This window comes from Pseudomonas sp. FW305-3-2-15-C-LB1 (assembly GCF_058787615.1).
Map to the genome: position 1 here is coordinate 76,784 of NZ_JBYSZX010000020.1, position 26,621 is coordinate 103,404.

The following is a 26,621-nucleotide window of genomic DNA, read 5'->3' on the forward strand; positions in this document are numbered from 1 at the left end:
GACAAACCACAACACTAGAGAGCGCTTGCGATGTCCGTCAACCGTATCCCCCCTATTGCCTTTGAGGTAATTCAATCATGAGCCGGGTCAGCCCACGCCTGACCTTGCTGACTGCGTCCGGCGCCTGCTCGCTGATCGTGCTCGACACCAATATCGTCGCCGTGACCCTGCCGAGTATCGCCCGCGACCTAGGGGCGAACTTCGCCGATATCGAATGGGTGGTCAGCGCCTACATGCTGGCGTTCGCCGCGCTATTGCTTCCGGCCGGGAGCATTGCCGACCGGTTCGGACGCAAGAAAACCCTGGTCTGGGGCCTGAGTATTTTCATCCTGGCGTCATTGGGTTGCGGGGCAGCATCCACCGCGCTGCTCCTCGATAGCGCCCGCGCGGTCAAAGGCGTGGGCGCGGCGCTGTTGCTCACATCCGCCCTCGCCTCCATCGGCCATACCTTCCACGACGAGGTGCAGCGCGCCAAGGCCTGGGCCTTCTGGGGCGCGTGCATGGGCGTGGCGATGACTGCCGCACCGACCTTGGGCGGTCTGATCACCCAGTACCTGGGCTGGCGCTGGATCTTCTACCTCAACCTGCCGGTGGGGCTGATGTTGATGAGTCTGGTCCTGCGCGCCATCCCGGAATCCCGCGACACCCAATCCGCTCGGCTCGATCCGTGGGGTAGCCTGGCGTTCAGCGCCAGCCTGCTGTGCCTGATCTGGGGCCTGATCGAAGCCAATCGCATCGGTTGGGACAACCCGTTGACCTACGCCCGCCTGATCGGTGGCGCAGTCTTGCTGGGCGTGTTTGTACTCGTCGAACGGGTGCAACGGCGGCCCATGGTCGACCTGCAACTGTTCCGCCACCCACGCTTTATCGGTGCGCTGTTGGGGATGTTCGCCTATGCCGGTTGTGCCCAGGTGATGATGACGCTGCTACCGTTCTATCTGCAGAACGGCCTGGGATTTTCCGCGATCGCCTCGGGCCTGGGCATGCTGCCGTTTGCGCTGACCATGCTGATCTGTCCGCGCATCGGCGCACGCCTGGCCGCACGCTTTGCCCCGGCGACGATGATGGCAGCCGGGTTGACCCTGGTGGGCAGCGGCAACCTCTTGAGTGCCTGGGCAGTGAACGTCGGCGACTACCTGCCCTTCGCCCTGGCGATTGCCGTTACGGGCGCCGGTGCCGGCTTGCTCAATGGCGATACGCAAAAAAACATCATGGCCTGCGTACCACGGGACCGCGCGGGAATGGCGTCGGGCATGAGCACGACCATGCGCTTCAGCGCGATCATGTTGGCGATTGGGGTGTATGGGGCGTTGTTGAGCGGTCATAGCGAACAGCTGTTGAGTGCAAGCATTGGCGCGCAATGGCAGGCACAGGTAAACGCGATTGCGTCACGCGTGGTGGCCGGGGATATGCCGGCGGCGATGGGCTTGTTGCCGGAATCGGCACGGGCGGTGGTACAGCCGCTGGCACGGCAGGCCTTTGTGGGTGGCTTCAGCGGGGTGTTGTGGGTGGCGGGGTTGTTGGGGTTGCTCGGAGCGTTGGTGGTGGGGATGTTGATGAGCAAACCAATCCCAGCGGTGCAACAGGCTTCAATAAAACCTGCGCACCGCTGATCAGCCTTACCAGAACCGCTGCTGGGTCAACCGGTTCCACCAGGTCAACAGGACCCGGTCCACCGAACCGCTGGCCGCCAGGCCCACACGCTCCTGCAGGCTCTTGCGCTCGGCATAGTGCAGGTGGAACACCTCGGCGCTCTTGGCCTTGGTGGCCAGGTATTCGTCACTGGTTTGCAGTTCATCGACCAGTTGCTTGTCGAGGGCTGCAACACCCAGCCACACTTCTCCGGTGGCGACTTCATCGATTGCCAACTGCGGGCGATAACGCGACACGAAGTTCTTGAACAACTGGTGAGTGATGTCCAGGTCTTCCTGGAACTTCTCGCGGCCCTTCTCGGTGTTTTCGCCAAACACGGTGAGCGTGCGCTTGTACTCGCCGGCGGTGAGTACTTCGAAGTCGATGTCGTGCTTCTTCAGCAGGCGGTTGACGTTCGGCAACTGCGCCACCACGCCAATGGAGCCGAGGATGGCGAACGGCGCGCTGATGATCTTCTCGCCGATGCACGCCATCATGTAGCCGCCGCTGGCCGCGACCTTGTCGATGCACACGGTCAACGGCACGCCCGCCTGGCGGATACGCGCCAGTTGCGACGAGGCCAGGCCGTAGCTGTGGACCATGCCGCCTCCGCTTTCCAGGCGCAGCACCACTTCGTCTTTCGGGGTGGCCAGGCTCAACAAGGCGGTGATTTCGTGGCGCAGGCTTTCGGTGGCCGAGGCCTTGATGTCACCGTCGAAGTCCAGCACGAACACCCGTGGCTTGGCCTCGGCCTTCTGCTTGCCCTTCTTCTTTTCGGCCTTGCCTTCGGACTTGCGCAAGGCCTTGAGCTGGTCCTTGTCGAGCAGGCTCGACTCCAGGCGCTCGCGCAGGCCTTTATAGAAATCATTGAGCTTGCTGACCTGCAACTGGCCGGCGGATTTGCGGCGCCCTTTACTGCGCAGCGCCGCGAAGCTGATCAATACCACCAGAATAGCGACCACCAGGGTGACGGTCTTCGCCAGAAAGCTCGCATATTCGGCCAAAAAATCCATGTTGCTCCTTACAAGTGCAGTGCGCCGGGCGCGGATTGCCCCAGCATACCGGCGGCACCGCGTTCGGGCCAGTGATCAAACCGCCAGCAACTACAGGCTCCAACGAGCTTTTAAAACAAGCGTATGTTTTTTCATTGACAGCTCGCAGGCATCCTCATAACCTCGCCAGACTTTCAACGTACCGGGAAAACGGACGTGGGCAGCATCTATCTGATTCGACATGGCCAGGCCTCCTTCGGTGCAGACGACTATGACGTGCTGTCGCCCGTCGGCGTGGAGCAGGCGCAAGTGCTCGGTCGCCACCTGGCGGACATGGGCCTGGTGTTCGACCGCTGCGTGGCCGGCGACCTGCGCCGCCAGCAGCACACCGCCAGCGCCGCCTTCGATCAGTACCACGCCCTCGGTCTGCCGGTGCCGGCGCTGGAAGTCGACTGCGCGTTCAACGAATTCGATGCCGACGCAATCATCCGCGCCCTGCTTCCCGACCTGCTCACCACCGAACCCGAAGCCCTGGAGATCCTGCGCAATGCCGCGCAGAACCGCAGCGAATTCCAGCGCATCTTCGCGCTGATCATCGAGCGCTGGCTGGCCGGCACCTATGATCCACCGGGACTGGAAAGCTGGCTGGGCTTCGTGGAACGCGTGCAAAGCGGCCTGCAACGCATCCTTGAGGCGGCGGACAACACGCAGAAGATCGCGGTATTCACCTCCGGCGGCACCATCACCGCCCTGCTCCACCTGATCACCCGAATGCCTGCCGCGCAAGCCTTCGAACTGAACTGGCAAATTGTTAACACCTCGCTCAACCAGCTGAAATTCCGCGGTCGCGAGGTGGCACTGGCTTCCTTCAACAGCCATACCCACTTGCAACTGTTGAAGGCGCCGCAGCTCATCACGTTCCGATGAACTGCGGCCAACCGTGACCCCAAGGTCACTGGACTCTACCCTAAAGGATCGAAACCATGACTGACGTAGCCAAAGCTGTAGAAGCAATGAAAGCCAAATTCAACCCAGCCGCCGCTGACGGCCTGGACCTGGTGTTCGGTTTCCGCATCGACGACACCCAGAACTTCTCGCTGGTCGTGAAAAACAACACCTGTGAATTGCTGGAAGGTGAAAACCCGGACGCCCAGGTCACCCTGGTGATGGACGCAGAAACCATGAAAGGCATCGTCAGCGGCGAGACCGACGGCATGCAGGCCTTCATGGGCGGCAAGCTGCGCACCGAAGGCGACATGATGCTGGCCATGAAGCTGAGCGAGCTGTTCCCTTCCTGATTCACCGGCAACCCTGAATCCCGATCCCGCCTTTACAGGCGGGATTTTTATTTGGGTTGCAGCAACAACGCCACCAACGCACTCCACCCGGTTTGATGCGAAGCCCCCAGCCCACGCCCGGTTTCGCCATGAAAGTACTCATGGAACAGCACCAGATCGCGACTTGCCGGATCCGCCTCCAACGGCGCATATCCCACCATCGACGGCCGGGAGCCGTTTTCATCCCTCAGGAACAACCGCGTCAGCCGCTGGCTCAGACTGTCGGCCACGTCCTCCAGGGACGCCAGATAACCACTGCCCGCCGGGTACTCCACCGAGAAGTTGTCCGCGTAATAACGGTGAAATTCGCGCAGCGACTCGATCAGCATGTAGTTCACCGGCATCCATAACGGCCCGCGCCAGTTGGAATTGCCACCGTACAGCCGCGAGTCGGATTCACCCGGCTGGTAGCTCGCACTGAGGGTGTTGCCATTCATCTTCAACGCCAGCGGTTGCTCGGCGAACGACTTGGACAAGGAGCGCACGCCGAACGTCGACAAGAACTCCTGTTCATCGAGCATGCGCCGCAGCAGGTCTTTGGTCCGCTCGCCGCGCAGCAGCGCCAGCAACAGGCGATTGCCCTGCCCCGGTTCGTTCCAGCGTGAAACCAGCCTGGCCAGGTCCGGCCGATGTTTCATGAACCCCAGCAGCCGCTCGCGCAACCCCTCCAGGCCTTCATGTTCGCGCTGCTCCAGCACCAGTACGGCAAACAGCGGCATCAGGCCAACCATCGAACGCAGGCGCACCGGTTCGTTCTGGCCATCGGGGCGGTGCAGCACGTCGTAGAAGAACAGGTCCTGCTCATCCCACAGGCCTTCGGCGCTGTCGTCGACACGGTTGATGGCGCCGGCGATATACAGGAAGTGCTCGAAAAATTTCACCGCGATGTCGACATACACTGCATTGCGCTTGGCCAGCTCCAGGCCGATGCGCATCAGGTCCAGTGCATAGGCCGCGACCCACGCCGTACCGTCGGCCTGATCCAGTTGATACCCCGGCGGCAGTGCGGCGGAGCGGTCGAACAAGGCGATATTGTCCAGCCCCAGGAAACCGCCCTGGAACAGGTTGCGGCCTTCGGCGTCCTTGCGGTTGACCCACCAGGAAAAATTCAGCAGCAGCTTGTGGAAGATCCGCTCAAGGAAGTCCATATCGCCTACGCCGTTGAGCGCCTTGTCCTGCTGGTACACCCGCCAGCTGGCCCAGGCATGCACCGGCGGGTTGGCGTCGTCGAACCGCCATTCGTAGGCCGGCAACTGGCCGTTGGGGTGCATGAAGCGGTCCTTCACCAGCAGCAACAACTGCTGCTTGGCGTACGCCGGATCGATCAGCGCCATGGCCACTGCCTGAAAGCCCTGGTCCCACGAGGCATACCACGGGTATTCCCAGGTGTCGGGCATGGAGAGGATGTCGAAGTTGGACAGGTGGCGCCAATGGGTATTGCGGATATGCAGGCGCTCGGGCGGCGGCGCGGGTTGTGCGGGGTCGCCGTCGAGCCATTGGTTGACGTCGAAATAGTACAGCTGCTTGGACCACAGCAACCCGGCCAGTGCCTGACGCTGCACATTGCGCGCATCGTCGTCGGCCATGCCACGTTGCAGGGCGGCGTAGAAGTCATCCGCTTCCTGGCGGCGTTGTTCGAACAGCTTGCGCGCGTTGACCTGTGGCGCGTCGACAGGGGCAAAGCGCAGGTAGAGCGTTTTACTTTCCATCCCGGCCAGTTCGACAACGAAACGCGCCGCGACTTTGGTACCGCTGTCACGCCGAATTGCCGAGTGAACACCCTCGACCACGTAATCGTTGATCCCATCCTTGAACGGCCCCGGCGCCGGCTGCCCATCCAGCCTGGGGTAGTTGGTTTCGTTCTCGCAGAACAGCCACTCCAGCCCGTCCTGGCCCCAGGCGCCGAGATGACGGTCCGGCAGTTCCGGATGGCGTGCCAGCACCTGCTCCCCGTCCAACATCAACTGCGGCTTGGGCGCGTCAAAGGTCCAGCTCCAGTCATTGCGCGCCCACAGTTGCGGCAGCACCTGCAGCCGCGTCGGCTGGTCCGAGCGATTGTGCACGGTGACGCGCATGAAGATATCGTCGGGCTGGTGCTTGGCGTACTCGACGCTGACATCGCAGTAGCAGTTGTCTTCGAACACGCCGGTGTCGAGGATCTCGTACTCGGCATCAGCCAGCCCACGGCGGGCGTTTTCGCTGATCAGGTCGGCGTAGGGAAAGGCGGCATGGGGGTATTTGTAGAGCATGCGCATGTAGGCATGGCTCGGTACGCCGTCGACGAAAAAGTACAGTTCCTTGACGTCTTCACCGTGGTTGCCCTCGGCGTTGTCGAGACCGAACAGGCGTTCCTTGAGGATCGCGTCGCGCTCGTTCCACAGGGCCAGGCCCAGGCACCAGCGTTGCGCCTTGTCACTGAAACCGGCCAGGCCATCCTCGCCCCAGCGGTAGGCGCGGCTGCGTGCATGTTCATGGGGGAAGTAGGCCCAGGCGTCGCCGTCGGCGCTGTAGTCTTCGCGCACCGTGCCCCATTGGCGTTCGCTCAGATAGGGACCCCACTCGCGCCAGCGCTCGGCATCCTGCTGCGCCAGGCGCTGACCTTCGGTTGTCTCAAGCATTCGAGTGTCGGGTGTGGCCGTCATCGGGTCCTCCAGCGCCTACCAGGTGAGAGGCAGTGTAGAGCCCAATGACGCCCGGGTGCACATGAAGACTTAGAAGATGGCGTAGGTGTAGTTGAAGATCAGGCGGGTCTGGTCCTGGTCGGCGGTGCCGGTGTTCTTGCCGTGGTAGGTACCGGTACGGAAGGTGGTACCGAAGCCTTTCAGGGGACCTGCCTGCACCACGTAGTCCAGGCGGAAGTCGGCTTCGTTTTCCTTCTGGTCAGGGCCGCCGGCGACCTTGGCCTTGATGTCCGAACCGTCCAGGTAGGCCACGGACGCCTTCAGCCCAGGTACGTACGCCTTGAAGTCATAGGTGTATTGGCCAAAGTTGACCTGCTCGCCCGCGCGGGAGAACTGGCCGACCACGGCGTCGGTGAACAGGTAGAAGTCGCTGCCGCCGGCGCCTTGGGCATGCGGGTCGGCGAGGCTGCCCTGGTTGACCCAGACGAAACCGCCGTCGTCACCTACGCCAATGTGGCCGAGCATCAAGCTGCTGCCGCCCAGTTGGTAGGTGAAGGCCGCACTGTAGGTTTTGTTGTCGACTTCGCCGGCGTGTTTGGCGTAGCCACCGTTGTTGTTGAATTGGTAGCCGCTTTCGCCGTTCTTGCCGTCGCTGCGGCTGTCGAAGTAGCGCAGGTCGGTCTTGAACGACTGGTCATTGCCCAGCGGCAGGGTATGGACCAGGCCAACGTAGTTCTGTTTGTAGAAGTCTTGCAGTTGGGCGTAGTAGTACTGCAACGTCAGGTTTTTCGCGATCACGTTGTCGGAAGAACCAAACGGCTTGTAGTCCACCCCACCGAACTTGAAGCTGTCGCTGTCGCGAGTACCACCGGCCACGCTCAGGCCTGTGGAGTTGCTGGAAGCACGGCCTTCGGCGCGGTTCAGCTCACCACCGGTGAAGGTGACATTGGGAATGTCGTTGGAGGTCAGGATACCGCCATCAAAGGTCTGCGGTGCCACGCGACTGTCGTTGGACACCAGGATCGGCAGCACCGGCGCCAGGCCACCACCGACGTGCAACTCGGTCTGGGAAATACGGAACTTCACATTGCCGGCGGCGCGCCCAAAGGAGTCGGCCGGTTCAGTGCCATTGTTCCTGGTCGGGAAGAAGCTGTTGCCGTTACCCGCCAGGCCCGGACCCGCAGTGTGGCCGTCGCCACCGTCCAGGCGCAGGGCGCCGAAGGCCATGACATCGAAACCCAGGCCAACGGTGCCTTGGGTGAAGCCGGACTTGTAGTCAAAACGCAGCGCTGTGGCGGCTTCGCGCAGATCGTTGTTGGTGCCCGAGCGGTTATCCGCGCTGTAGTACATGGTCCGTGAGCTGACAGACGCATGGCTGTCTTCAAGGAAGCCGCTGTGACCGTTGCCGGTGCCCAGCGAGCCGAGCCCGAAGTCATCGGCGTAAGCCTGTTGTGCAAGAACGGCGGCGGTGATCGACAACGCCAGTGTAGAAATTTTCATTAACGACAGCCCCTAAACATTTTTTTATGTGTCTGGTGTGCATAACGGCGTTTTCATCCTTGCAAACGTGACGATTCTTTCACGCCGGCCGGGGCGGACTTCGTGAAGAATTAGTTAGGAAAAACGCCCGAAAATGAAATTTCACACGGGCCGTTTTTTGTCATCCTCACGTCATCTCATTCATTTGCAGAATGAAGTCCTGAAGAATCTTCGTTTGCAAGGCGGCGTTGCGCTCAACAAAATCCAGCAAAAGGCCACTATCCTCGCCCCCGCCATCAGGAATTTTTCTATGCCCAGCACCGCACAGGTCAGCCCCGACGAGATCCGCAAGGGCTTTTCCAAGGCCATGTCCGACATGTACCGAGATGAAGTTCCGTTGTATGGCGCGCTGATGGAGCTGGTGGCCGAGACCAATGCGCACGTGCTCGACACCCAACCGCTGCTGGCGCAACAGCTGCAACGCACCGGCGAAATCCAGCGCCTGGACATGGAACGCCACGGCGCGATCCGCCTGGGCACCGCCACCGAGCTGGCCACCATCCGCCGCCTGTTCGCGGTGATGGGCATGCAGCCGGTGGGCTACTACGACCTGACCCCGGCTGGCGTGCCCGTACACTCCACCGCGTTTCGCGCCGTGCATGAACAGGCGTTGCAGACCAGCCCGTTTCGCGTGTTCACCTCATTGCTGCGCCTGGAACTGATCGAAAACCCCGACCTGCGCGCCTTCGCCGAAACCGCCCTGGCCAAGCGTTCGATCTTCACCCCCGGCGCCCTGGCGCTGATTGAACAAGCCGAAAACCAGGGCGGACTCAACGCCCAGGATGCCGACGAATTCATCCGCCAGGCCCTAGAAACCTTCCGCTGGCATCACACCGCCACCGTCACCGGCGCGCAGTACCAGCAACTGAGCGACCAGCACCGCCTGATCGCCGACGTGGTCGCCTTCAAGGGCCCGCACATCAACCACCTGACCCCACGCACCCTGGACATCGACCAGGTCCAGGCCGCCATGCCCGGCAAAGGCATCACCCCCAAGGCCGTGATCGAAGGCCCGCCGCGCCGCCACTGCCCGATCCTGCTGCGCCAGACCAGCTTCAAGGCCCTGGACGAACCCATCGCCTTCACCGACGCCCAAGGCAGCCACAGCGCACGCTTCGGCGAAATCGAACAACGCGGCGTGGCGTTGACGCCCAAAGGCCGCGCGCTCTACGACCAACTGCTGAACGCCGCCCGCGGCGCACTGGGCGCCTTCCCCAACGAAGGCAACGCTGCGCGCTATGTCGAATTGATGGAGCAACACTTCCAGGCCTTTCCGGACAACCATGCCCAGATGCGCGAGCAGGGCCTGGCCTACTACCGCTACTTCCCCACCGAGCAAGGCCTGGCGGCACGCGGCAGCGCCGATCAACCACGCACCCTGGAGGCACTGATCGCCGCCGGCCACATCGACGTGGAACCGTTGGTGTATGAAGATTTTCTGCCGGTGAGCGCGGCGGGGATTTTCCAGTCGAACCTGGGGGATGCGGCGCAGAGTCACTATGTGGCCAACTCGAACCAGGCCGAATTCGAACAGGCACTGGGCCAGCGAACGATTGATGAATTGAAACTGTATGGCAAGACGCAGCAGCGCTCCATCGATGAATGCACCCAGGCGCTGCTGGCATGAACTGAAGTACCCACCCGGCTCACCAGCGCAATCCTTGCGCTGCAACAGTCCCCAGAGCCGGGTGGGCGATGGGCATGATAGGCAGTGAGTGGGATGATGTCTTTCAGTCAATTCTGAAAAAATGTGAACGGGGCGAACGTCCCTGTTCACTGCGCAATAAAACAACGATGCTGCAGCAGATTCCCCTGCGTGCGGCCGATATGACCAAGCCTTCATTTACCTATCTATTGGCGGCCTCCAGCGGCTTAGCTGCCAATATTCTCCTTGGGGTATCGTCGCTGTACTGGCGAGAGCTGAACGAACTCACGCCCCAGGTTCTGGTTGCCTACAGGGTCCTGCTATCCCTGCTCGCACTGGCTGTGATCATTGGGTTTGGCCAAGGCTTTCGTCACCTCGTAAAGCTCAATATCCGCACCTTAGGCCTGCACTGCACTGCTTCTTTTTTGGTAGCCGTTAACTGGGGATCCTTCATATGGGCATCCCTGCACGGCCATGTGCTTGAAAGTGGCTTCGGCTATTTGCTTGCCCCGTTTTTATCGATAACGATGGGCGTCTTTTTCTACCGCGAGAAGCTCAGGCCTGCACAGACTGTTTCAATGCTGACTATCATGGCCGCAGCCTTGCTGCTGGCGCTAACCAGCAGCGAGCTAAACCACTGGATTTACGTGCTGATCGCCGTCACTTGGGGGAGTTACACCTGCATCAAAAAAGCCACACCGTTGAATGCGGTAGAGGGCTTGTTCGTCGAGACTCTGTTTTTAACACTCGCCATCGTGCTCGCTGTTGCGCTGCTTGGATGGAGCCTTGCCTGGCCAGATCCCATGTCAACTCAGGCTCAGTGGCTGATTCTCCTGGCAGGCGTAATATCGGTCGTGCCCTTGATAATGTTTGCCTACGCCATCGGCAGAATCCCACTTTCCCAGGCAGCCTTATTTCAATTCGTATTGCCCATCACGCAGCTTGTGATCGCTGTGTATGTGTACAAGCAACCGATCTCGATAAATGCGTTGCTGCTGTACTCATTCACGGTAGGCGTGCTGATAGTGCTCATAATCTATGAACTGGCGACTCAAAAAAAATAGTAATTGCAAGGTGACGCGTATGTGCTCCCAAACTCCAGACATAAGCCCCACTGCGCTTATCATGCGTGCAATTCAAAAATACACCACAAAGAACAACTCACATTAAACCCAACAGAAAAATACTACACGCATTTAGGAAGTCCTACATTTGCACAATGCTGGCAACATGGCTTCTACTGAGTGCCATTCAGGAATGATCAGCCTCCTTCCCGCCCCCAAAACAGACACTCAACAAGCATGCTTAAACCTATCAAAAACAAGAACGACAACTTATATTACGTTTTGTCTGTCTTCATGAACCTGGACGTCCAGAGAAGCTTATTTGTACTTTACCTACTGCAACTCGGTATCACCCAGGGAGAGATAGGTATCCTACAATCATTCTTGTTTTTTTCTTCAGTCGCGCTGGAAATCCCCTCTGGTTTACTCGCAGATCGATATGGTCGCAAGTTCACGCTTATCATCAGCTTTTTAGGCTTGTGTATGAGTGGGATTGGTTTTTTGCTATTTTCGTCTTTTATTCCCTTCGCAATCATATTCTGCCTATTCGGTGCCAGCATTGCCATGGGGTCTGGTTCAGACAGAGCATTGCTGTATGACAACTTACTGGCAGAACATCGGGCTGATGAGTATCCTAAAATATTGTCACGCGCCCGTGCTATTGGTGCGATATCGCTGAGTTTGTCCATGCTTCTTGGCGGTGTCATACAAGACACCTTGTCTTGGAACGGAGTCTATATTTTTTTTGCAGCATCAAAACTCATCGGCGCCATCATTGTAGTATTCAACTCCGAAATCAAGCTTCCACCTATTTCACTAAACCCCAACAACGTAAATGAATTAAATACGACAACCGCAGAGGGTAGCTTTATTTCACTCATCAAATTTTTCAGTTCCAACAGAGGTGCTTTACTTGTACCTCTCTTTGTTGGATATGCTCTATTTGAACTCTCAACCATTCCTCTTTTCATCTACGGCCAGCCATTCTTCTCCCAGCAGGGTCTAGAAATACCTGTTGTTGCCGGCATTTATGCCGCAGTTGAAATTATATCGGCTGCTATGTTTATGGTTGCAGGATATATTTGCTCCAGATTCACGCTTGGGGTGATAGCCGTCACCACCACCCTCATTGTCACAGCACTTCTCTTCACCCTATCTTTGAATACCGGAACACTCTCTTCAGTCGCAGTATTTATTTTAATCATGTCACTCCCCGCTATCTATGAAACTGCCTACGAGACCTACATCAATGACAACATAGAGTCACGTATTCGAGCCTCCTGCCTCTCCGTCGCCAATCTAGTCAATTCGATCATCATCGGTATCTCCTACACTGTCTTCGGCGGGCTGCTGGATAGATATGGTTTCTCGTCAACGTTGATTGTTGTTGCAGGCGTCTGTTTTATGGGGCTATTTTTTGCAAGTACTACCTTACTGCTAAGTGGGCAACAACGTTGTAAAAAGAGCAAAAAGCTTGAATCAACCCGGTTTACTGGAGATGCGCCGTGACAGGCCTAAAGCCGGGTAGATAAAATATGTCCATAACCTTGTAGGAGCACGCTTGCTCCTACAAGGAGGCTCGGTTGTGATCAGCCCAACTTCACCACAATCTCATCTTTGATCAACAAGCGTTTCTTCTTCAGCTTCTCCACATCCTCGTCGCTGGCACTTGCCGACTCCGCCTTCAGCACCTCTTTGTCAGCGTCGTCGTACTGCGTGAGCAGCGAGTCCAGGCGTTTGTCGCTCGCCCTGCGTTCGTGAACGACTTCCTTGCTCAACCCCAAGTCCTGATACAGGTCGTGTTTCACTGGCATGGCGTACCTCCGCATGTTGATCAATGGCTTACGCCCTAGAAGCTAGACCATTGCGAGGGGTCTTGTCATGTTCAGGGTCAATACAGCCCCGTTCGTCGCGGCGCGGGCGTTTGGATCAAACCTTTGCCGCGCCCTGCCCTCCACTCTAGATAGCCACCCGAGGGAGAACGGTTTCATGACGCACGCTGCCACCGCTGTCGACACCCAATGCATCAACACCCTCCGCACCCTGGCCATGGATGCCGTGCAAAAGGCCAATTCCGGCCATCCGGGCACGCCCATGGGCCTGGCGCCGGTGGGTTATACGCTGTGGAGTCGTTTCCTGCGTTATCACCCGCAACATCCCGACTGGCCCAGCCGTGATCGGTTTGTGCTGTCCGTCGGCCATGCCTCGATGTTGCTGTATTCGCTGCTGCACCTGGCCGGTGTGGTGGAACTGGATGCCGACGGCAAGCGCACCGGCCAGGCCGCTGTCAGCCTGGACGATATCAAGCAATTTCGCCAAGCGGGCTCCAAAACCCCCGGCCACCCCGAATACCGCATGACCACTGGGGTGGAGACCACCACCGGCCCGCTCGGCCAGGGCTGTGCCAACAGCGTCGGCATGGCGATGGCCGAGCGTTGGCTGGCCAAGCGCTTCAACCGCGAAGAAAAAACCCTGTTCGACTACAACGTCTACACCCTGTGCGGCGACGGCGACATGATGGAGGGCATCAGCGGCGAAGCGGCGTCCATGGCCGGGCATTTGAAACTGGACAAGCTGTGCTGGATCTATGACAACAACACCATCAGCATCGAAGGCCACACTGAGCTGGCGTTCAGCGAAGATGTGATCAAGCGCTTCCAGGCGTATGGGTGGCACACCCTGCATGTGACCGATGCCAACGACTTGCAAGCCCTGAGCAATGCCTTGGAGGCGTTCCATTGCAACCGCGGCGCGCCCACCCTGATTGTGGTCGACAGCGTGATCGGCTACGGCTCCCCGCACAAACACAACACGGCCGCCGCCCATGGCGAGCCCCTGGGCGAAGAGGAAATTCGCCTGACCAAGGCAGCCTATGGCTGGCCCGAGGATTCCAGCTTCCTGGTTCCCGATGAGGTGCGCACGCAATTGCGTGATGTTTTGCTTGAGCGCAGCGAGCCGCTGTATGAAAAGTGGAGCGAACACCTGTCCCAGCTGGAACAGTACGAACCGGAATTGGCCGATGAATTGAGGCGCATGCGTGCCGGGGAAATGCCGGAGCACTGGCAGAAACACCTACCGGATTTCGATACCGACGCCAAGGGCATCGCCAGTCGTGCCGCCGGCGGCAAGGTGCTGAATGCGTTTGCCGAACAGATCCCCTGGCTGCTGGGCGGCTCGGCCGACCTGTCACCGTCGACCAAGACCAACCTCACCTTCGACGGCGCCGGGCGTTTCAGCGCCGAGGACTACAGCGGGCGCAACCTGCACTTCGGCATTCGTGAACATGCCATGGGCGCCATCGCCAATGGCATGGCATTGTCCTACCTGCGGCCGTACACCTCGACCTTTCTGGTGTTCAGCGACTACATGAAGCCACCGATCCGCCTGGCGGCAATCATGGAACTGCCGGTGGTGTTCGTGTTTACCCATGATTCGATTGGCGTGGGTGAAGATGGGCCAACGCACCAGCCGATCGAGCATCTGACCCAGTTGCGCGCAACGCCGGGGCTGCTGACCTTGCGCCCCGGTGACGCGAATGAAACCCGCGAGCTGTGGAAGGTGGCGCTGGCACAGACCCATCGGCCAAGTTGCGTGGTGCTGTCGCGTCAACCGCTGCCGACGCTGGATCGTATGCGGTACGCGCCGGCATCCGGGGCCGCCAGGGGCGCTTACGTGCTGGCGGGTGCAGATGCGCCCCAGGTGATTCTGCTGGCCACAGGCAGCGAAGTCAGCCTGGCGGTGGCGGCGTATGAGCAGTTGAAAGACGAAGGGATTGCCGCGCAAGTGGTGTCCATGCCCAGCTGGGAGTTGTTCGAGGACCAGGACCAGACGTACCGCGACAGCGTGTTGCCGCCGGCGGTGAAAGCGCGGGTCGTGGTGGAGCAGGCAGGCCCCCTCGGCTGGGACCGGTATGTGGGGCAGACCGGCGCCAAGGTGGTGATGAACAGCTTTGGTGCGTCGGCGCCGTTGGCACAGTTGCAGGAGAGGTTCGGGTTTACCGTGGAGAATGTGGTGAAGCAGGCGAAAGCGCAGATCCAACTGACTCAACAGTGATCGAAATGTGGGAGGGGCGGTGCGACGGTTCGACTTGCCCCCGATGACAGTGTGTCAGTCGCATATCAGTTGACTGACACACTGTCATCGGGGGCAAGCCCCCTCCCACAAGTTCTCATCCGCTTTTAGTTCAGTTCTTTGGTCAGGAATGGCGCAGTCCGGCTGGCCTTGCTTTTGGCAACCTTCTGCGGCGTACCACTGGCCACCACCTTCCCGCCCATATCCCCCGCCCCCGGCCCGATATCGATCACCCAGTCACTCTGCGCCACCACGCGCATTTCATGCTCCACCACGACCACTGTATGCCCCGCGTCCACCAGCTGGTTCAACTGGTTGAGCAGGCGGTCCACATCCCGTGGATGCAACCCGGTGGTGGGTTCATCCAGCACATACAGGGTGGCGCCCCGCGCATTGCGTTGCAGCTCGGTCGCCAGTTTGATGCGTTGTGCTTCACCACCGGACAGCTCGGTCGCCGGTTGCCCCAGGCGCAGGTAACCCAGGCCGATATCCCGCAGCACCTGCAGCGAACGCAACACCCCAGGCTGCTCGGCAAATACCTCCACCGCCTGTTCCACTGTCAGCCCGAGCACGTCGGCGATGCTCAAGCCTTGCCATTTGATCGCCAGGGTCTCGGGGTTGTAGCGTGCGCCATGGCAGGTCGGGCATGGCGCATACACGCTGGGCATGAACAGCAGTTCAACGCTGACAAAGCCCTCGCCTTCACAGTTCGGGCAACGGCCCTTGGCGACATTGAAGGAGAACTGCCCGGCATCGTAATGCCGCTTCTTCGCCGCCGGAGTGGCCGCGAACAGCTTGCGCACGTTGTCGAACAGCCCGGTGTAGGTCGCCAGGTTGGAGCGTGGCGTGCGGCCGATGGGTTTCTGGTCGACCTGCACCAGGCGGCGGATATGCTCCAGCCCGGCACGGATGTGGCCCCCGCTGGTTTGCGGGGCGTCGTCTTCCAGGCTTGGTTCTTCGTCGTTTTCCATCACACGCCCAAGGCCGGCGCCCACCAGCTCCAGCAGTGCCTGGCTGACCAGGCTGGACTTGCCCGAGCCGGAAATCCCGGTGACCGCCGTGAAGCAGCCCAATGGGAAATCCACGTCAAGGCCCTTGAGATTATTGCGCGTCACGCCTTCCAGTTGCAGCCAGCCGGTGGCTTCACGGCGCACCTGAGCCGACACGCGCTGTTCCGCGAACAGGTACTCACGGGTCTGCGACGCCTCCACCTGCGCCAGCCCCGCCGGCGGGCCGCTGTACAGCACCTGCCCGCCCTGTTCACCGGCCGCCGGGCCGACGTCGATCAGCCAGTCGGCGCGGCGCATGGTTTCCAGGTCATGCTCCACCACAAACAATGAATTGCCGGCCGCCTTCAAGCGGTCAAGGGCGGTGAACAATGCCTCGCCGTCCGCCGGGTGCAGGCCTGCCGAAGGTTCGTCCAACACGTAAATCACGCCGAACAACTGCGAACCCAATTGCGTTGCCAGGCGCAGTCGCTGCAACTCGCCGGACGACAAGGTCGGCGTGCTGCGCTCCAGGGACAGGTAACCCAGGCCCAGTTCGGTCAAGGTACTGACCCGCTCCAGCAAGTCCTGGGCGATGCGCTGCGCGGCCAGGCGTTTCTCCACCGACAGCTTCATCTTGTCCTGCCCCGCCGCCACCGGTCGCAGCAACTCGGCCAACTGCGTCAACGACAGTTGCGACAACTCACCGATGTCCACCCCGGCAAACTTCACCGACAGCGCCGCCTGGGTCAGCCGCTTGCCATCGCACAGCGGGCAGGCGCTGCCCTGCATGAACTGCGACACGCGCTTTTTCATCAGCGCACTCTGGGTATGGGTGAACGTGTGCAGGATGTAGCGCCGTGCGCCGATGAAGGTGCCCTGGTAGCTCGGCTCCAGTTTGCGCTTCAACGCATCGCGGGTCTGTTCCGGGGTGAAGCCGGCGTACACCGGGACGGTGGGGGTCTCTTCGGTAAACAGGATCCAGTCGCGCTGCTTTTTCGGCAGGTCGCGCCAGGGGATGTCCACGTCATAGCCCAGGGTCACCAGGATGTCCCGCTGGTTCTGCCCCTGCCACGCCAACGGCCAGGACGCCACCGCACGCTGGCGAATGGTCAGGGAAGGATCGGGCACCATCAGCGCCTCGGTCACTTCATACACACGCCCCAGGCCATGGCACTGCGGACACGCGCCCTGGGGCAGGTTCGGCGAAAAGTCTTCGGCGTACAGCATCGCTTGCCCCTTCGGATAACTGCCGGCGCGGGAGTAGAGCATGCGGATCAAACTCGACAACGTGGTCACGCTGCCCACCGACGAGCGCGCACTCGGCGTGCCGCGCTGCTGTTGCAGGGCCACGGCAGGCGGCAGGCCTTCGATGCTGTCCACGTCCGGCACGCCGACCTGGTCGATCAACCGCCGTGCATAGGGCGCCACCGACTCGAAATAGCGACGCTGGGCCTCGGCATACACCGTGGAAAACGCCAGGGACGATTTGCCGGAACCCGACACCCCGGTGAACACCACCAGGGCATCGCGGGGGATATCCACATCGACGTTGCGCAGGTTGTGTTCGCGGGCGCCGCGCACGCGGACAAAGCCCGAGGGTTGGGCAGTGATAGAGGGAATATTGCGCGTTGAAGTCATGGACAACCTTGTCGGGCGGTGAGCACGCTGCGCACCCGTTGCGTCAGCGCTTCGGGGCTGTAGGGTTTGCTCAGCAGATGAATATCGGGGCTCAGCAAGTGATTGCTGGAGAGAATGTCACGGGTGTGGCCGGAGGTGAACAGCACCGGCACCGCAGGCGTCTGCTGGCGGGCCCAGTCGGCCAGGTCGGTGCTTTTGACGCGGCCGGGCATGACCACATCGGTGAAGATCAGGTCCGGTGGCGAGCCTGCCTGCAGTTTCGACATGGCCTGGTCACCGTCCTCGGCGGTAAGTACGGTGTAGCCGGACTGTTCGAGCAACTCCACGACGGTCAGGCGTACACCTTCATTGTCCTCGACCACCAGGATGGTTTCCTGGCCGCCGCTGTGCTGCACTTGGTCCATATGCACATCGAGGCTTTCCGGTTCCAGGCTGTGGGGGAAATACATCTGCACCACCGAGCCCTTGCCCTCCTCGCTCCACATTTCCACATGCCCGCCACTCTGGCGCACAAAGCCAAACACCATGCTCAGGCCCAGGCCAGTGCCATGGCCTTCACGCTTGGTGGTGAAAAAGGGTTCAAAGGCACGCTTGAGGGTGCTCTCGGACATGCCGACGCCGGTATCGGCCACCTCCAGGCGCACATACTCGCCGGGCTTGATGCTTTTACCCGCGCAATCGGCCGGATTGAGGATGATATTTTCGCCGGAGATGCGGATCACGCCTTCGCCCTTCATGGCGTCGCGGGCATTGATCGCCAGGTTGAGCAGCGCGTTCTCCAGTTGGTTGCGGTCGACATTGATAAACCAGGCATCCTGGGGCATCTGCACGTCGATATGGATGGTTTCGCCCAACGCCCGTTGCAGCAACTCGCCAAGCCCCGCGTAAATGCGTTGCGGGTTGTACACCGCCGGCGACAGCGGTTGGCGCCGGGCGAACGCCAGCAGTTGCGAGGACAGCTTGGCTCCACGCTCCACCGCCGCAATGGCGGCCGTGACACGCCGCTGCACCTGGGCGTTGTCCGGTTCCTGGCGGGCCAGCAGGTGCAGGTTGCCGGCGATCACTTGCAGCAGGTTATTGAAGTCGTGGGCCACGCCGCCGGTGAGGCCGCCAATGGCTTCGAGTTTCTGCGACTGGCGCAACTGGTCCTCGGCCGCGGAGCGCGCCTGCACTTCGGCGGCCACCCGTTGTTCGAGGTTGTGCGTGAGTTCCCGGCGTACCTGTTCGGACTTCACCAGTTCGGTGGTCTCCACCACAATCGCCAGCACGCCGGCCGGTTGTTGATCGTCGCCGGCCACCGGACTGTAGTAGAGGTCCAGCCACACGGTTTCCGGCTGGCCGTTGCGCAACAGCACCAGGTCCTTGTTGTTGAATGACAGGGTGCCGCCGGCCAGGCAGGTGTCCATCACATGCCGGTTGAAGTCGGCCACTTCCGGCCAGCCGAGCTCCACCGGTGTGCCCAGCAGATAGGGGTGACGGCCACCGGCAAAGGCCGAGTAGCTGTCGTTGTAGATCATGTGTCCCAGGCGTCCCCACAACATCACCATCGGCACGGGCGAAGCCAGCATCATCTGTACGGTACACGCCAGGCTGGTGGACCAGCGGTCAATGGGGCCCAGGTCGGTGCCCGACCAATCGAATGCGCGGATCCGCTGGGCCATTTCACCGGCCCAGCCTTCGCAGCCGTGGGGGTTGGATAAGAATTGCATCGGTTGGCTCTGTGCGCTAAGAGAACATCGGCAAGTTTTGGAGCGCTGCAAACCCGGATGGTTTCACCTCATCTGCATCAGAAGTGATTACAGCAGAAACCACGGGACTCAGTGAAAATCCCGACTGCGCACATTGATCCCTTCCAACAAGGGCGTCAGGTCGGTCAGGCGCCCGGCGATCAAGTGCCGCACCTCGCCCACCGCTTCCCAGCGCCCGTCCACCTTCAACAGCCGCGAGCCCACCAGCGCCTGGCGTTGGCGCTCGGCCAAGTCACGCCAGACCACCACATTGAGGTTGCCGAATTCATCTTCCAGGGTGACAAAGGTCACACCGCTGGCAGTCCCCGGGCGCTGTCGACCGGTCACCAGCCCCGCAACGCTGACATTACGGCCGTGCTCCACCGCCATCAGTTCATGGGAGCTGCGACAGCGGCGCTTGCGCAATTCATCCCGCAGCAACGCCAGAGGGTGCGGCCCCAGGGTCGTGCCCACAGTGGCATAGTCAGCCTGCAGGTCTTCACCCACGGTCGGTGCCGGCAACTCGACCGCCGCCTCATCCGGGCTCGGCAGGCCGGCAAACAGCCCCAGTTGCTTGTGCACGCCGGCCACCGCCCAGCGCGCCGTGTGCCGGTTGTCAGCCAGGGCGCGCAAGGCCCCGGCATCCGCCAACAAGGCCTGGGCACGTGCATCCAGCCCGGCGCGCTCGTCCAGGTCGGCAATGTCGCTGAACGCTCGACGCAGGCGCGCAGCTTCGATGCGCCGCCCATCCTCTTCGCGAAACCCGGAGATCATGCGCAAGCCCATGCGAATCGCCGGCTGCGCGCCGTCGATGGGCTCCAGGCTGCAATCCCAATCGCTGGCCTGCACATCCACCGGCCGGATCTGCAAGCGATGGCGCCGTGCATCCTGCAGGATCTGGTCCGGGCTGTAGAAGCCCATGGGCCAACTGTTGATCAGCGCACAGGCAAACGCCGCCGGTTCATGGCACTTGAGCCAGCAACTGGCGTAGGTCAGCAAGGCGAAACTGGCCGCGTGGGACTCAGGGAAGCCATAGCTGCCAAAGCCTTTGATCTGCTCGAAGATCTGCGCGGCAAAGGCTTCGGTGTAACCGTTTTTCAGCATGCCGGTGCGCAGGCGCTGCTGGTGCGGCTCCAGGCCGCCGTGGCGTTTCCAGGCGGCCATGGAGCGGCGCAACTGGTCGGCCTCGCCGGGGCTGTAGTCGGCGGCAACCATGGCGATCTGCATCACTTGCTCCTGGAACAGCGGAATGCCCAGGGTACGCTCCAACACCACTTTCAGCTCCGGCGAAGGATAGGTGGTCTCCTCCTCCTTGTTCCGCCGCCGCAGGTACGGGTGCACCATGCCGCCCTGGATCGGCCCGGGTCGCACGATCGCGACCTCGATCACCAGGTCATAGAACTTCTGCGGCCTGAGCCTTGGCAACATCGACATCTGCGCCCGCGACTCGATCTGGAACACGCCGATAGTGTCGGCCTTGCTGATCATCGCGTAGGTGGCCGGGTCGTCCTGGGGGATCGTCGCCAAGGCCAGGTCGCGGTGGCGATGGCGGCGCAGCAAGTCGAAGCAACGACGGATCGCACTGAGCATGCCCAAGGCCAGGATATCCACCTTGAGCAAGCCCACGGCGTCGAGGTCGTCCTTGTCCCACTGGATGATGGTGCGCTCGGCCATGGCGGCGTTTTCCACCGGCACCAGGGTGTCCAGCGGGTATTCGGAAATCACGAAGCCGCCGGGGTGCTGGGACAAGTGCCGAGGGAAGCCGATCAACTGCTGGGTGAGCGTGAGCACTCGGCGCAGCAGTGGGCTGTCGGGGTCGAAGCCGCTTTCACGCAAGCGCTCCAGCGGCGGGGCGTCGTCGCTCCAACGCCCACAGCAGTCGGCCAGGGCGTTGATCTGGTCCGGCGGCAGCCCGAGGGCCTTGGCCACATCGCGCACCGCACCGGCGGCGTGGTAACTGCTGACCACCGCCGTCAGCGCCGCGCGGGTGCGGCCGTAGCGCTGGAATACGTACTGCAACACTTCTTCGCGGCGCTCATGTTCGAAGTCCACGTCGATGTCCGGCGGCTCGTTGCGCTCCCTGGACAGAAAGCGCTCGAACAACAGGCTCGTCAGGCTCGGGTCGATCTCGGTGATGCCCAAGGCAAAACACACCGCCGAGTTGGCCGCCGAGCCGCGGCCCTGGCACAGGATCGAACGGCTGCGGGCGAACTGCACAATGTCATGCACCGTGAGGAAATAGCTTTCGTAGCCCAGCTCGCTGATGAGCCTCAGTTCGTCATGGATCTGCTGCAAGGTCTTGGCGTCGACCCCCTGCGGCCAGCGCTGGGCGATGCCCGCTTCGGTCACGGCACGCAGCCAGGATTCGGCGTCGTGGCCGCTGGGCACCAGTTCACGCGGGTAGTGATAGCGCAACTGGCTGAGGTCGAAGGTGCAACGCCGGGCAATCGCCTGGGTTTCATCGAGCAGGGCTTGCGGGTACAGCGCGGCCAGGGCATCGAGGCTGCGCAGGTGCCGCTCGCCATTGGGGTGCAGGCGCGTGCCGGCTTCGGCCACCGGCACGTGATGACGGATGGCGGTCATGGTGTCTTGCAGGGCGCGGCGGCCACGCGCATGCATGTGCACATCGCCACAGGCCACCGCCGGGATGTGCAGGCTGGCGGCCAGGTTCAGGCGTTGCTCCAGGTGCCGCGCATCGTCCTGGCCGCAGTGCAGGTGCACCGCCAGCCACAGGCGCCCGGCGAAGGTGCGGCGCAGCCACTGGATCGAGGCCTGGGTGTCGCCGTCCTCGGCAACCCACAGTGCCAGCAGGCCGGGCAGCGGTTGCTCGAAGTCCTCCTGCAACAGGCGATAGCGGCCCTTTTCCGCGCGCCGCCGGGCCACGGTGATCAAGCGGCACAGGTGCTGGTAACCGCTGAGGTCTTCCACCAGCAGCACCAGTTTCGGGCCGTTCTCGATGCGCATCTCGCTGCCGATTATCAGCGGCAATTCCACCGCCTTCGCCGCCTGCCAGGCCCGCACGATACCCGCCAGGGTGCATTCGTCAGTGATCGCCAGGGCGCTGTAGCCTTGGCGCTTGGCCCGTTCGAACAGCTCCAGCGCACTGGACGCACCGCGCTGGAAGCTGAAGTTGGACAGGCAGTGCAGCTCGGCGTAATTCATGCAAACCAGCCTTGCAGCCACAACCCATCGCTTTGCCCGACGTTACGAAAGGCCCAGCCTTGCTGGCCGGCGCGGGTCTGGATCAGGTAGTAGTCGCGGCGGATATCGGCGCCGTCCCACCAGCCCGACTCGATGCGTTCCGGCCCCATGAGGATATTCACGCCGTGTTCGGCCAATAGCGTAGGTTCGCTCAGCAACCAACCGGGGCGTTGCACCTTGTGCAAGGTCGGGCAGAGGTTTTTGTCGCTCGCCGCTTGCCAGGCGCATTCGGGGCGATGGTCGGCGTGGAAGCGCAAGCCCTGCACGGCCTCATCGCCGAGACGGGCGCGCAGGCGTTCGCGCAATTGTTCCCACGGCAAGGTCTGTTGCGGGCGGTCGTCGAACAGGTCCTGGCGCTGCGGCACGAACACCGGCAAATCCTGGGCGACCAGGCGGAAACCGCGTACCGGTGAGGTGACCTGTACCTGCTCCAGGCGACCCCGGGCCAATTCAAACAGCATCGCCGGTTCGCGCTCGGCGCTGAGCAGGCCGACCTTGATCACCGTGTCCGGCGCCTGGGCGTGTTCCAAGTGCAAGTCAAAGCGCTGCACGCCACTGTCGCGGCCACACAGGAAGGCCGACAGATCTCCCGTCAAGCGTCGCAAAGGAAACAGCAGCGCCTGATGGGACTGCACGTCGAAATTCAGCTCGATGCGCACGTCGAATCGGTCCGGGGGCTGATAGAACGCCAAGGCCAATGGGCGCTGCCCGGTCAATGCGTCCAGGTGCTTGAGCAGGTCGGCATCAAAGCGTCGCGCCAAGGTGTGCCGAGGCAGCGCTTGCACCTGGGCCAGGCGGCGCAGGCCCATGCGCGACAACGCCGTGGCGGCCTGCGGGTCGAGGCCGGCGCGATCGATGGGCAGCGGCGCCAGGGCCTGTAGCAAGCCGTGATCCTGCACCGCCAAACCATCGTAGAAATTCGCCAGCACCCGCGCCGCCGCCGGGTTGGGCGCAGCGACGATGCGGTGACGAAAACCCAGTTCGGTCAATTCCTGGCGCAAGCGTGCTTCGAACCGCGGCCACGGCCCGAACAGGCCCAGGCTCGATTCAATCTCGAACAACAAGGCACGCGGGTAGTACAGGCTGACCTGGGAACTGAACTGGTAGGCCCAGGCAGCCAGGAACTGTTGATGGCGCTCGATCTCGGCGGGGTCGTATTCGACGCTGGCAAAGGTTTTGGTCAGGGCATGCGCCGCCGTCAGGGATTGACCGGGGCGCAGGCCCAGGGCGCGGGCGGCGTCATTGACGGTTTGCAGCACGCGCCGCTGTGGCGTGCCAGCCAGCAGGGCCAAGGGTTGGTCCGGTTCGGGGTGCACACGCTGCACCCCGTCCAGCGCCAATTGCGGGAAGACAATACACACCCAGCGCATGACAACCTCAGTGCCCCGCCAGGGCAATCGGCGCCGGATGGGCCAGCCCGCCCCGACACTTGAGCACCCTTACCTGCGCGGGCTTGGCCTCCACGGCCAGGCGTAACGCGGCGGGCGATGAGTTGACTGACTCACTCAAGGCGCGCCAGGCAAACGCCAGGGTCTGCCCGGTTTCCGCCGCCACTTGCAGGCGCCGCAGCGCCCGGTCATCGGCCTTGCGCGGCCAGCACAGCACCGCCCCGCAACTGCCGGAACGCAGGCATTGCTCCACCGCCCACAGGGCATCGCGTTCCTCGGCCTGGATCACCGAGAGCAGGCGCAGGTCCACCCCGGCGTTCTGCCAGGCATGGGGGTACGGTGTATACGGCGGCGCCACCAACACAATGCGCTCCCCCGCCTTCGACAAGCGCGCCAGGGTCGGCAACACCAGTTGCAATTCGCCCACACCTTCCTTGGCCATGAGGATTTCACTCAAGGCCGCCTCCGGCCAGCCGCCCGTGGGCAGCACCGCGTCCAGCGCCGCCAGCCCGGTGGGATGCACACTGGACGGCGGAGCGGCGGGCCGGCCCTTCCAGACACGCCCGCCATTGAACAGCGTGTCCAGCGCAACCACGGCGCCCATCAGCCTTGCCTCACCAAACCGCAGAATACCCCTTCGATGGCCAGGTCCTGGTCGGGCCCCACCACGATGGGTTGATACGCGGGATTGCGCGGCAGCAGACGCACGTGGTCGCCACTGCGCTCGAAACGCTTGATGGTCACTTCGCCGTCCAGGCGCGCCACCACGATCTGCCCGTTCAAGGCCTCGGCACTGCGGCGTACGCCGACCAGATCACCGTCGAGAATGCCGTCCTCGATCATCGAATCGCCCTGCACCCGCAACAGGTAGTCCGGGGTTTTCGCGAAGGTCGACGGGTCCAGTTGCAGGCGGCTGTGCACTTCGGCATCGGCGCCGATGGGTAAACCTGCGGCCACGCGACCGAGCACCGGCACATCCAGCCATTCCGGGCGCGCCGGCTGGTTGAGCAAACGAATGCCACGCGCCTGGTTGGGGTTGACCTCGATAAACCCGGCTTCGGTCAGCGCCAGCACATGCTTGCGCGCCACGCTGCGCGAGGCAAAACCGAACGCCTCGGCGATCTCGGCGAGGCTGGGAGGCTGGCCTTGTTGCGCGATGCGGTCGCGGATAAAGGTCAGGATGGCGGTACGGCGGGGGGTTAGAGTCGTCATGGAGTACATTTGTACTCTTGTGGGAAATTTCTGACAATAGCCGCTAGTCGCGTGATAGCGGACGAGCACTGTCGAACCGTCCCACATAACCGCCGGATAAGCGCTACTCCCCTGCCCTGCAAACGTCCGCAAAGTCCCTCGCCTGACTACACAGTGCGAGGGATTGCAGATGGCGTTATGGGTTTTGGCTCCGGTTGATGGGGCTGTTTCATGATCGAAGTGACCAGCCAAACCATTGGCTATTTGGTACTGGCCACCCTGGATTCAAAGACGCGAGACGTCGAATCCGTTATCCGCGACTTCAAGCGCTGCCTCAATCACTACGACGCCTGGGCTTCGAGCTTTTTCAGCTTTTCGGCGCTGGATATCGAGCAGGTCTTCAAGGTTGGAGATGAAGTGGCGCTGGTCGCGCCGATCAATCGCTCCCTGTTTCCCAGCACCACCACCGCAACCTGCCAGGCAGACGGCACGCTGACCCTGGTGCATATGTTCCAGAGTTCTCGATTTGTGCCGATTGGCGATACGCCCGTGATGGTGCAGCGCATTGATCCGAAGGGTGGCCCGCTCGGGGAGCCCATCCATAAAACCATCGGACCCAGCGGCATTCTCGAAATCAAGGAATGTGATCGTAACCAGCAGTACCGGGTCAGTTTCTATCCCAACGTTTCCAAGGCGCACTTCAAGGCGCTGTACGCCTCTTATCAGTCGGTTATCGAACCGCTGGAAGGCTGGCTGCGCCGTGAATGGGCCACCACCTTCGCCGCCTTGTGGAAGGGTTATTCCGAAGCCAATTTTCTCAAGCGCTACCTCTCGCTGCACGAAGCCTATGCACGCGGGTTTAGTGGGGCGTTGTATTCACTCTGGGACAACATCACGCAGATGCTTCAGTGGTTTCTGGACCCGCTGAAGCATGCCGAAAAGCTGCTGCATTACCTGAGCCAGGAAGAATTCGAAAAGCTGTTGAAGCTCGGCACCGAAAGCATCGCAAAGGGCTTGCTGGTGCTGAGTGATGAGCCGTTGCTGTTCATTTATCTGTCGGCAATGGTCAGTTGGACGCGGATGTTGCCGCCGCCTTATATGAATGAGCTGCTGGGGGAAATCAGCGCTGAAGTATTGATCAATTTGCTGCTGTGCCTTGCCACGGCAGGTATGGGGATGGCGGCACGCATCAGTACGAAGGTGCTGGGCAGCATCAAGTCTCAACGTGCGCGCAAATGGCTTGAGCACATGGCTGGGCAGTTCGGGAATTTTCGTGCGGATCACACGCAGGTGGCCAAGCCGATATTGCTCAGTAGCCAGGCGACGACGATCAAGACGATTCCGGATGCGCCGTTGAAGGCTGGGGATCAGGTGGTTTCCAACGCGGTGCCGGTGGTGCGCAGCAAGTCCCAGCGAACCGCGTTGGTGCGGCAGGAGACCGTGGATGACGTGCCGGTTTCTGCTCGCAACCCGAATGGGGATGCGGCGGCATCTTCGGACAAGACCGTTACCAACGGCTGCCCGGTGTCGATGGTCACCGGCGAGGAACTCCTGACCCTCACCGATGGGACGCTGGACGGGATCTT

17 protein-coding genes and 1 pseudogene are annotated in these 26,621 nt (G+C 61.5%); 8 read left to right on the forward strand and 10 right to left on the reverse strand.

Translation table 11 applies throughout. The features are described 5' to 3' along the window. Nucleotides 1-77 precede the first annotated feature (77 nt). The gene (locus AC3WP7_RS26820) at nucleotides 78-1,613 is read left to right on the forward strand and encodes an MFS transporter (protein WP_102592759.1); all 1,536 of its coding nucleotides are present in this window, start codon (nucleotides 78-80) and stop codon (nucleotides 1,611-1,613) included. Nucleotides 1,614-1,619: 6 nt separating this feature from the next. On the opposite strand, the gene sohB is transcribed toward AC3WP7_RS26820, so the two are convergent. Next, complete coding sequence (sohB, locus tag AC3WP7_RS26825) at nucleotides 1,620-2,645, reverse strand: protease SohB (protein ID WP_071488016.1); 1,026 nt, start codon at nucleotides 2,643-2,645, stop codon at nucleotides 1,620-1,622. Between the two features lie 195 nt (nucleotides 2,646-2,840). Here sohB and AC3WP7_RS26830 point away from each other — a divergent pair, with 195 nt between their 5' ends. After that, nucleotides 2,841-3,551: a histidine phosphatase family protein gene (locus AC3WP7_RS26830; protein ID WP_102592758.1), complete on the forward strand. Its 711-nt coding sequence runs from the start codon at nucleotides 2,841-2,843 to the stop codon at nucleotides 3,549-3,551. Nucleotides 3,552-3,607: 56 nt separating this feature from the next. Beyond that, a complete protein-coding gene (locus tag AC3WP7_RS26835; protein WP_071493079.1) occupies nucleotides 3,608-3,922 on the forward strand; it encodes an SCP2 sterol-binding domain-containing protein in 315 nt (104 codons plus the stop codon). Between the two features lie 47 nt (nucleotides 3,923-3,969). On the opposite strand, the gene AC3WP7_RS26840 is transcribed toward AC3WP7_RS26835, so the two are convergent. Both AC3WP7_RS26840 and AC3WP7_RS26845 read right to left on the reverse strand, forming a co-directional pair. After that, nucleotides 3,970-6,603 carry an MGH1-like glycoside hydrolase domain-containing protein gene (locus tag AC3WP7_RS26840; RefSeq protein ID WP_102592757.1) on the reverse strand — a complete coding sequence of 878 codons (2,634 nt, stop codon included), beginning with the start codon at nucleotides 6,601-6,603 and terminating at the stop codon, nucleotides 3,970-3,972. Between the two features lie 69 nt (nucleotides 6,604-6,672). Further along, nucleotides 6,673-8,082, reverse strand: coding sequence for an OprD family outer membrane porin (locus AC3WP7_RS26845; protein WP_092244382.1), 1,410 nt, complete (start codon nucleotides 8,080-8,082; stop codon nucleotides 6,673-6,675). A gap of 289 nt (nucleotides 8,083-8,371) precedes the next feature. Between AC3WP7_RS26845 and hglS the strand changes: the two genes are divergently transcribed. From hglS to AC3WP7_RS26860, 3 genes are all read left to right on the forward strand, one after another. After that, complete coding sequence (gene hglS / locus AC3WP7_RS26850) at nucleotides 8,372-9,748, forward strand: 2-oxoadipate dioxygenase/decarboxylase HglS (protein ID WP_102592756.1); 1,377 nt, start codon at nucleotides 8,372-8,374, stop codon at nucleotides 9,746-9,748. Nucleotides 9,749-9,816: 68 nt separating this feature from the next. Then, nucleotides 9,817-10,830 carry an EamA family transporter gene (locus tag AC3WP7_RS26855; RefSeq protein WP_146012713.1) on the forward strand — a complete coding sequence of 338 codons (1,014 nt, stop codon included), beginning with the start codon at nucleotides 9,817-9,819 and terminating at the stop codon, nucleotides 10,828-10,830. A 294-nt stretch (nucleotides 10,831-11,124) separates the two neighbouring features. Then, the gene (locus AC3WP7_RS26860) at nucleotides 11,125-12,339 is read left to right on the forward strand and encodes an MFS transporter (RefSeq protein ID WP_102592782.1); all 1,215 of its coding nucleotides are present in this window, start codon (nucleotides 11,125-11,127) and stop codon (nucleotides 12,337-12,339) included. Nucleotides 12,340-12,419: 80 nt separating this feature from the next. Here the strand turns inward: AC3WP7_RS26860 and AC3WP7_RS26865 are convergent, their stop codons facing one another. Next, the gene (locus AC3WP7_RS26865; RefSeq protein WP_071488022.1) at nucleotides 12,420-12,644 is read right to left on the reverse strand and encodes a DUF465 domain-containing protein; all 225 of its coding nucleotides are present in this window, start codon (nucleotides 12,642-12,644) and stop codon (nucleotides 12,420-12,422) included. A gap of 175 nt (nucleotides 12,645-12,819) precedes the next feature. Between AC3WP7_RS26865 and tkt the strand changes: the two genes are divergently transcribed. Next, a complete protein-coding gene (gene tkt / locus AC3WP7_RS26870; RefSeq protein ID WP_102592754.1) occupies nucleotides 12,820-14,883 on the forward strand; it encodes a transketolase in 2,064 nt (687 codons plus the stop codon). Nucleotides 14,884-15,008: 125 nt separating this feature from the next. Here the strand turns inward: tkt and uvrA are convergent, their stop codons facing one another. From uvrA to lexA, 6 genes are all read right to left on the reverse strand, one after another. Continuing rightward, nucleotides 15,009-17,528 (reverse strand): excinuclease ABC subunit UvrA, encoded by a 2,520-nt coding sequence (gene uvrA / locus AC3WP7_RS26875; protein ID WP_102650600.1) that lies wholly within the window; start codon nucleotides 17,526-17,528, stop codon nucleotides 15,009-15,011. Beyond that, nucleotides 17,525-19,237: an ATP-binding protein gene (locus AC3WP7_RS26880; RefSeq protein WP_092244395.1), complete on the reverse strand. Its 1,713-nt coding sequence runs from the start codon at nucleotides 19,235-19,237 to the stop codon at nucleotides 17,525-17,527. The genes uvrA and AC3WP7_RS26880 overlap by 4 nt, the downstream gene beginning before the upstream one ends. 108 nt (nucleotides 19,238-19,345) lie before the next feature. Then, complete coding sequence (locus AC3WP7_RS26885; RefSeq protein WP_207240153.1) at nucleotides 19,346-22,438, reverse strand: error-prone DNA polymerase; 3,093 nt, start codon at nucleotides 22,436-22,438, stop codon at nucleotides 19,346-19,348. After that, nucleotides 22,414-23,826, reverse strand: coding sequence for a Y-family DNA polymerase (locus AC3WP7_RS26890; protein ID WP_102593249.1), 1,413 nt, complete (start codon nucleotides 23,824-23,826; stop codon nucleotides 22,414-22,416). Before AC3WP7_RS26890 ends, AC3WP7_RS26885 begins: the two co-directional genes overlap by 25 nt. A gap of 7 nt (nucleotides 23,827-23,833) precedes the next feature. Continuing rightward, complete coding sequence (imuA, locus tag AC3WP7_RS26895) at nucleotides 23,834-24,448, reverse strand: translesion DNA synthesis-associated protein ImuA (protein WP_092244404.1); 615 nt, start codon at nucleotides 24,446-24,448, stop codon at nucleotides 23,834-23,836. Continuing rightward, entirely contained in the window at nucleotides 24,448-25,065 is a 618-nt protein-coding gene (lexA, locus tag AC3WP7_RS26900) for a transcriptional repressor LexA (protein WP_071488029.1), read from the reverse strand. The genes imuA and lexA overlap by 1 nt, the downstream gene beginning before the upstream one ends. Nucleotides 25,066-25,266: 201 nt before the next feature. Here lexA and AC3WP7_RS26905 point away from each other — a divergent pair. Beyond that, nucleotides 25,267-26,621 (forward strand): annotated as a pseudogene (locus AC3WP7_RS26905) (type IV secretion protein Rhs); the annotation flags it as partial.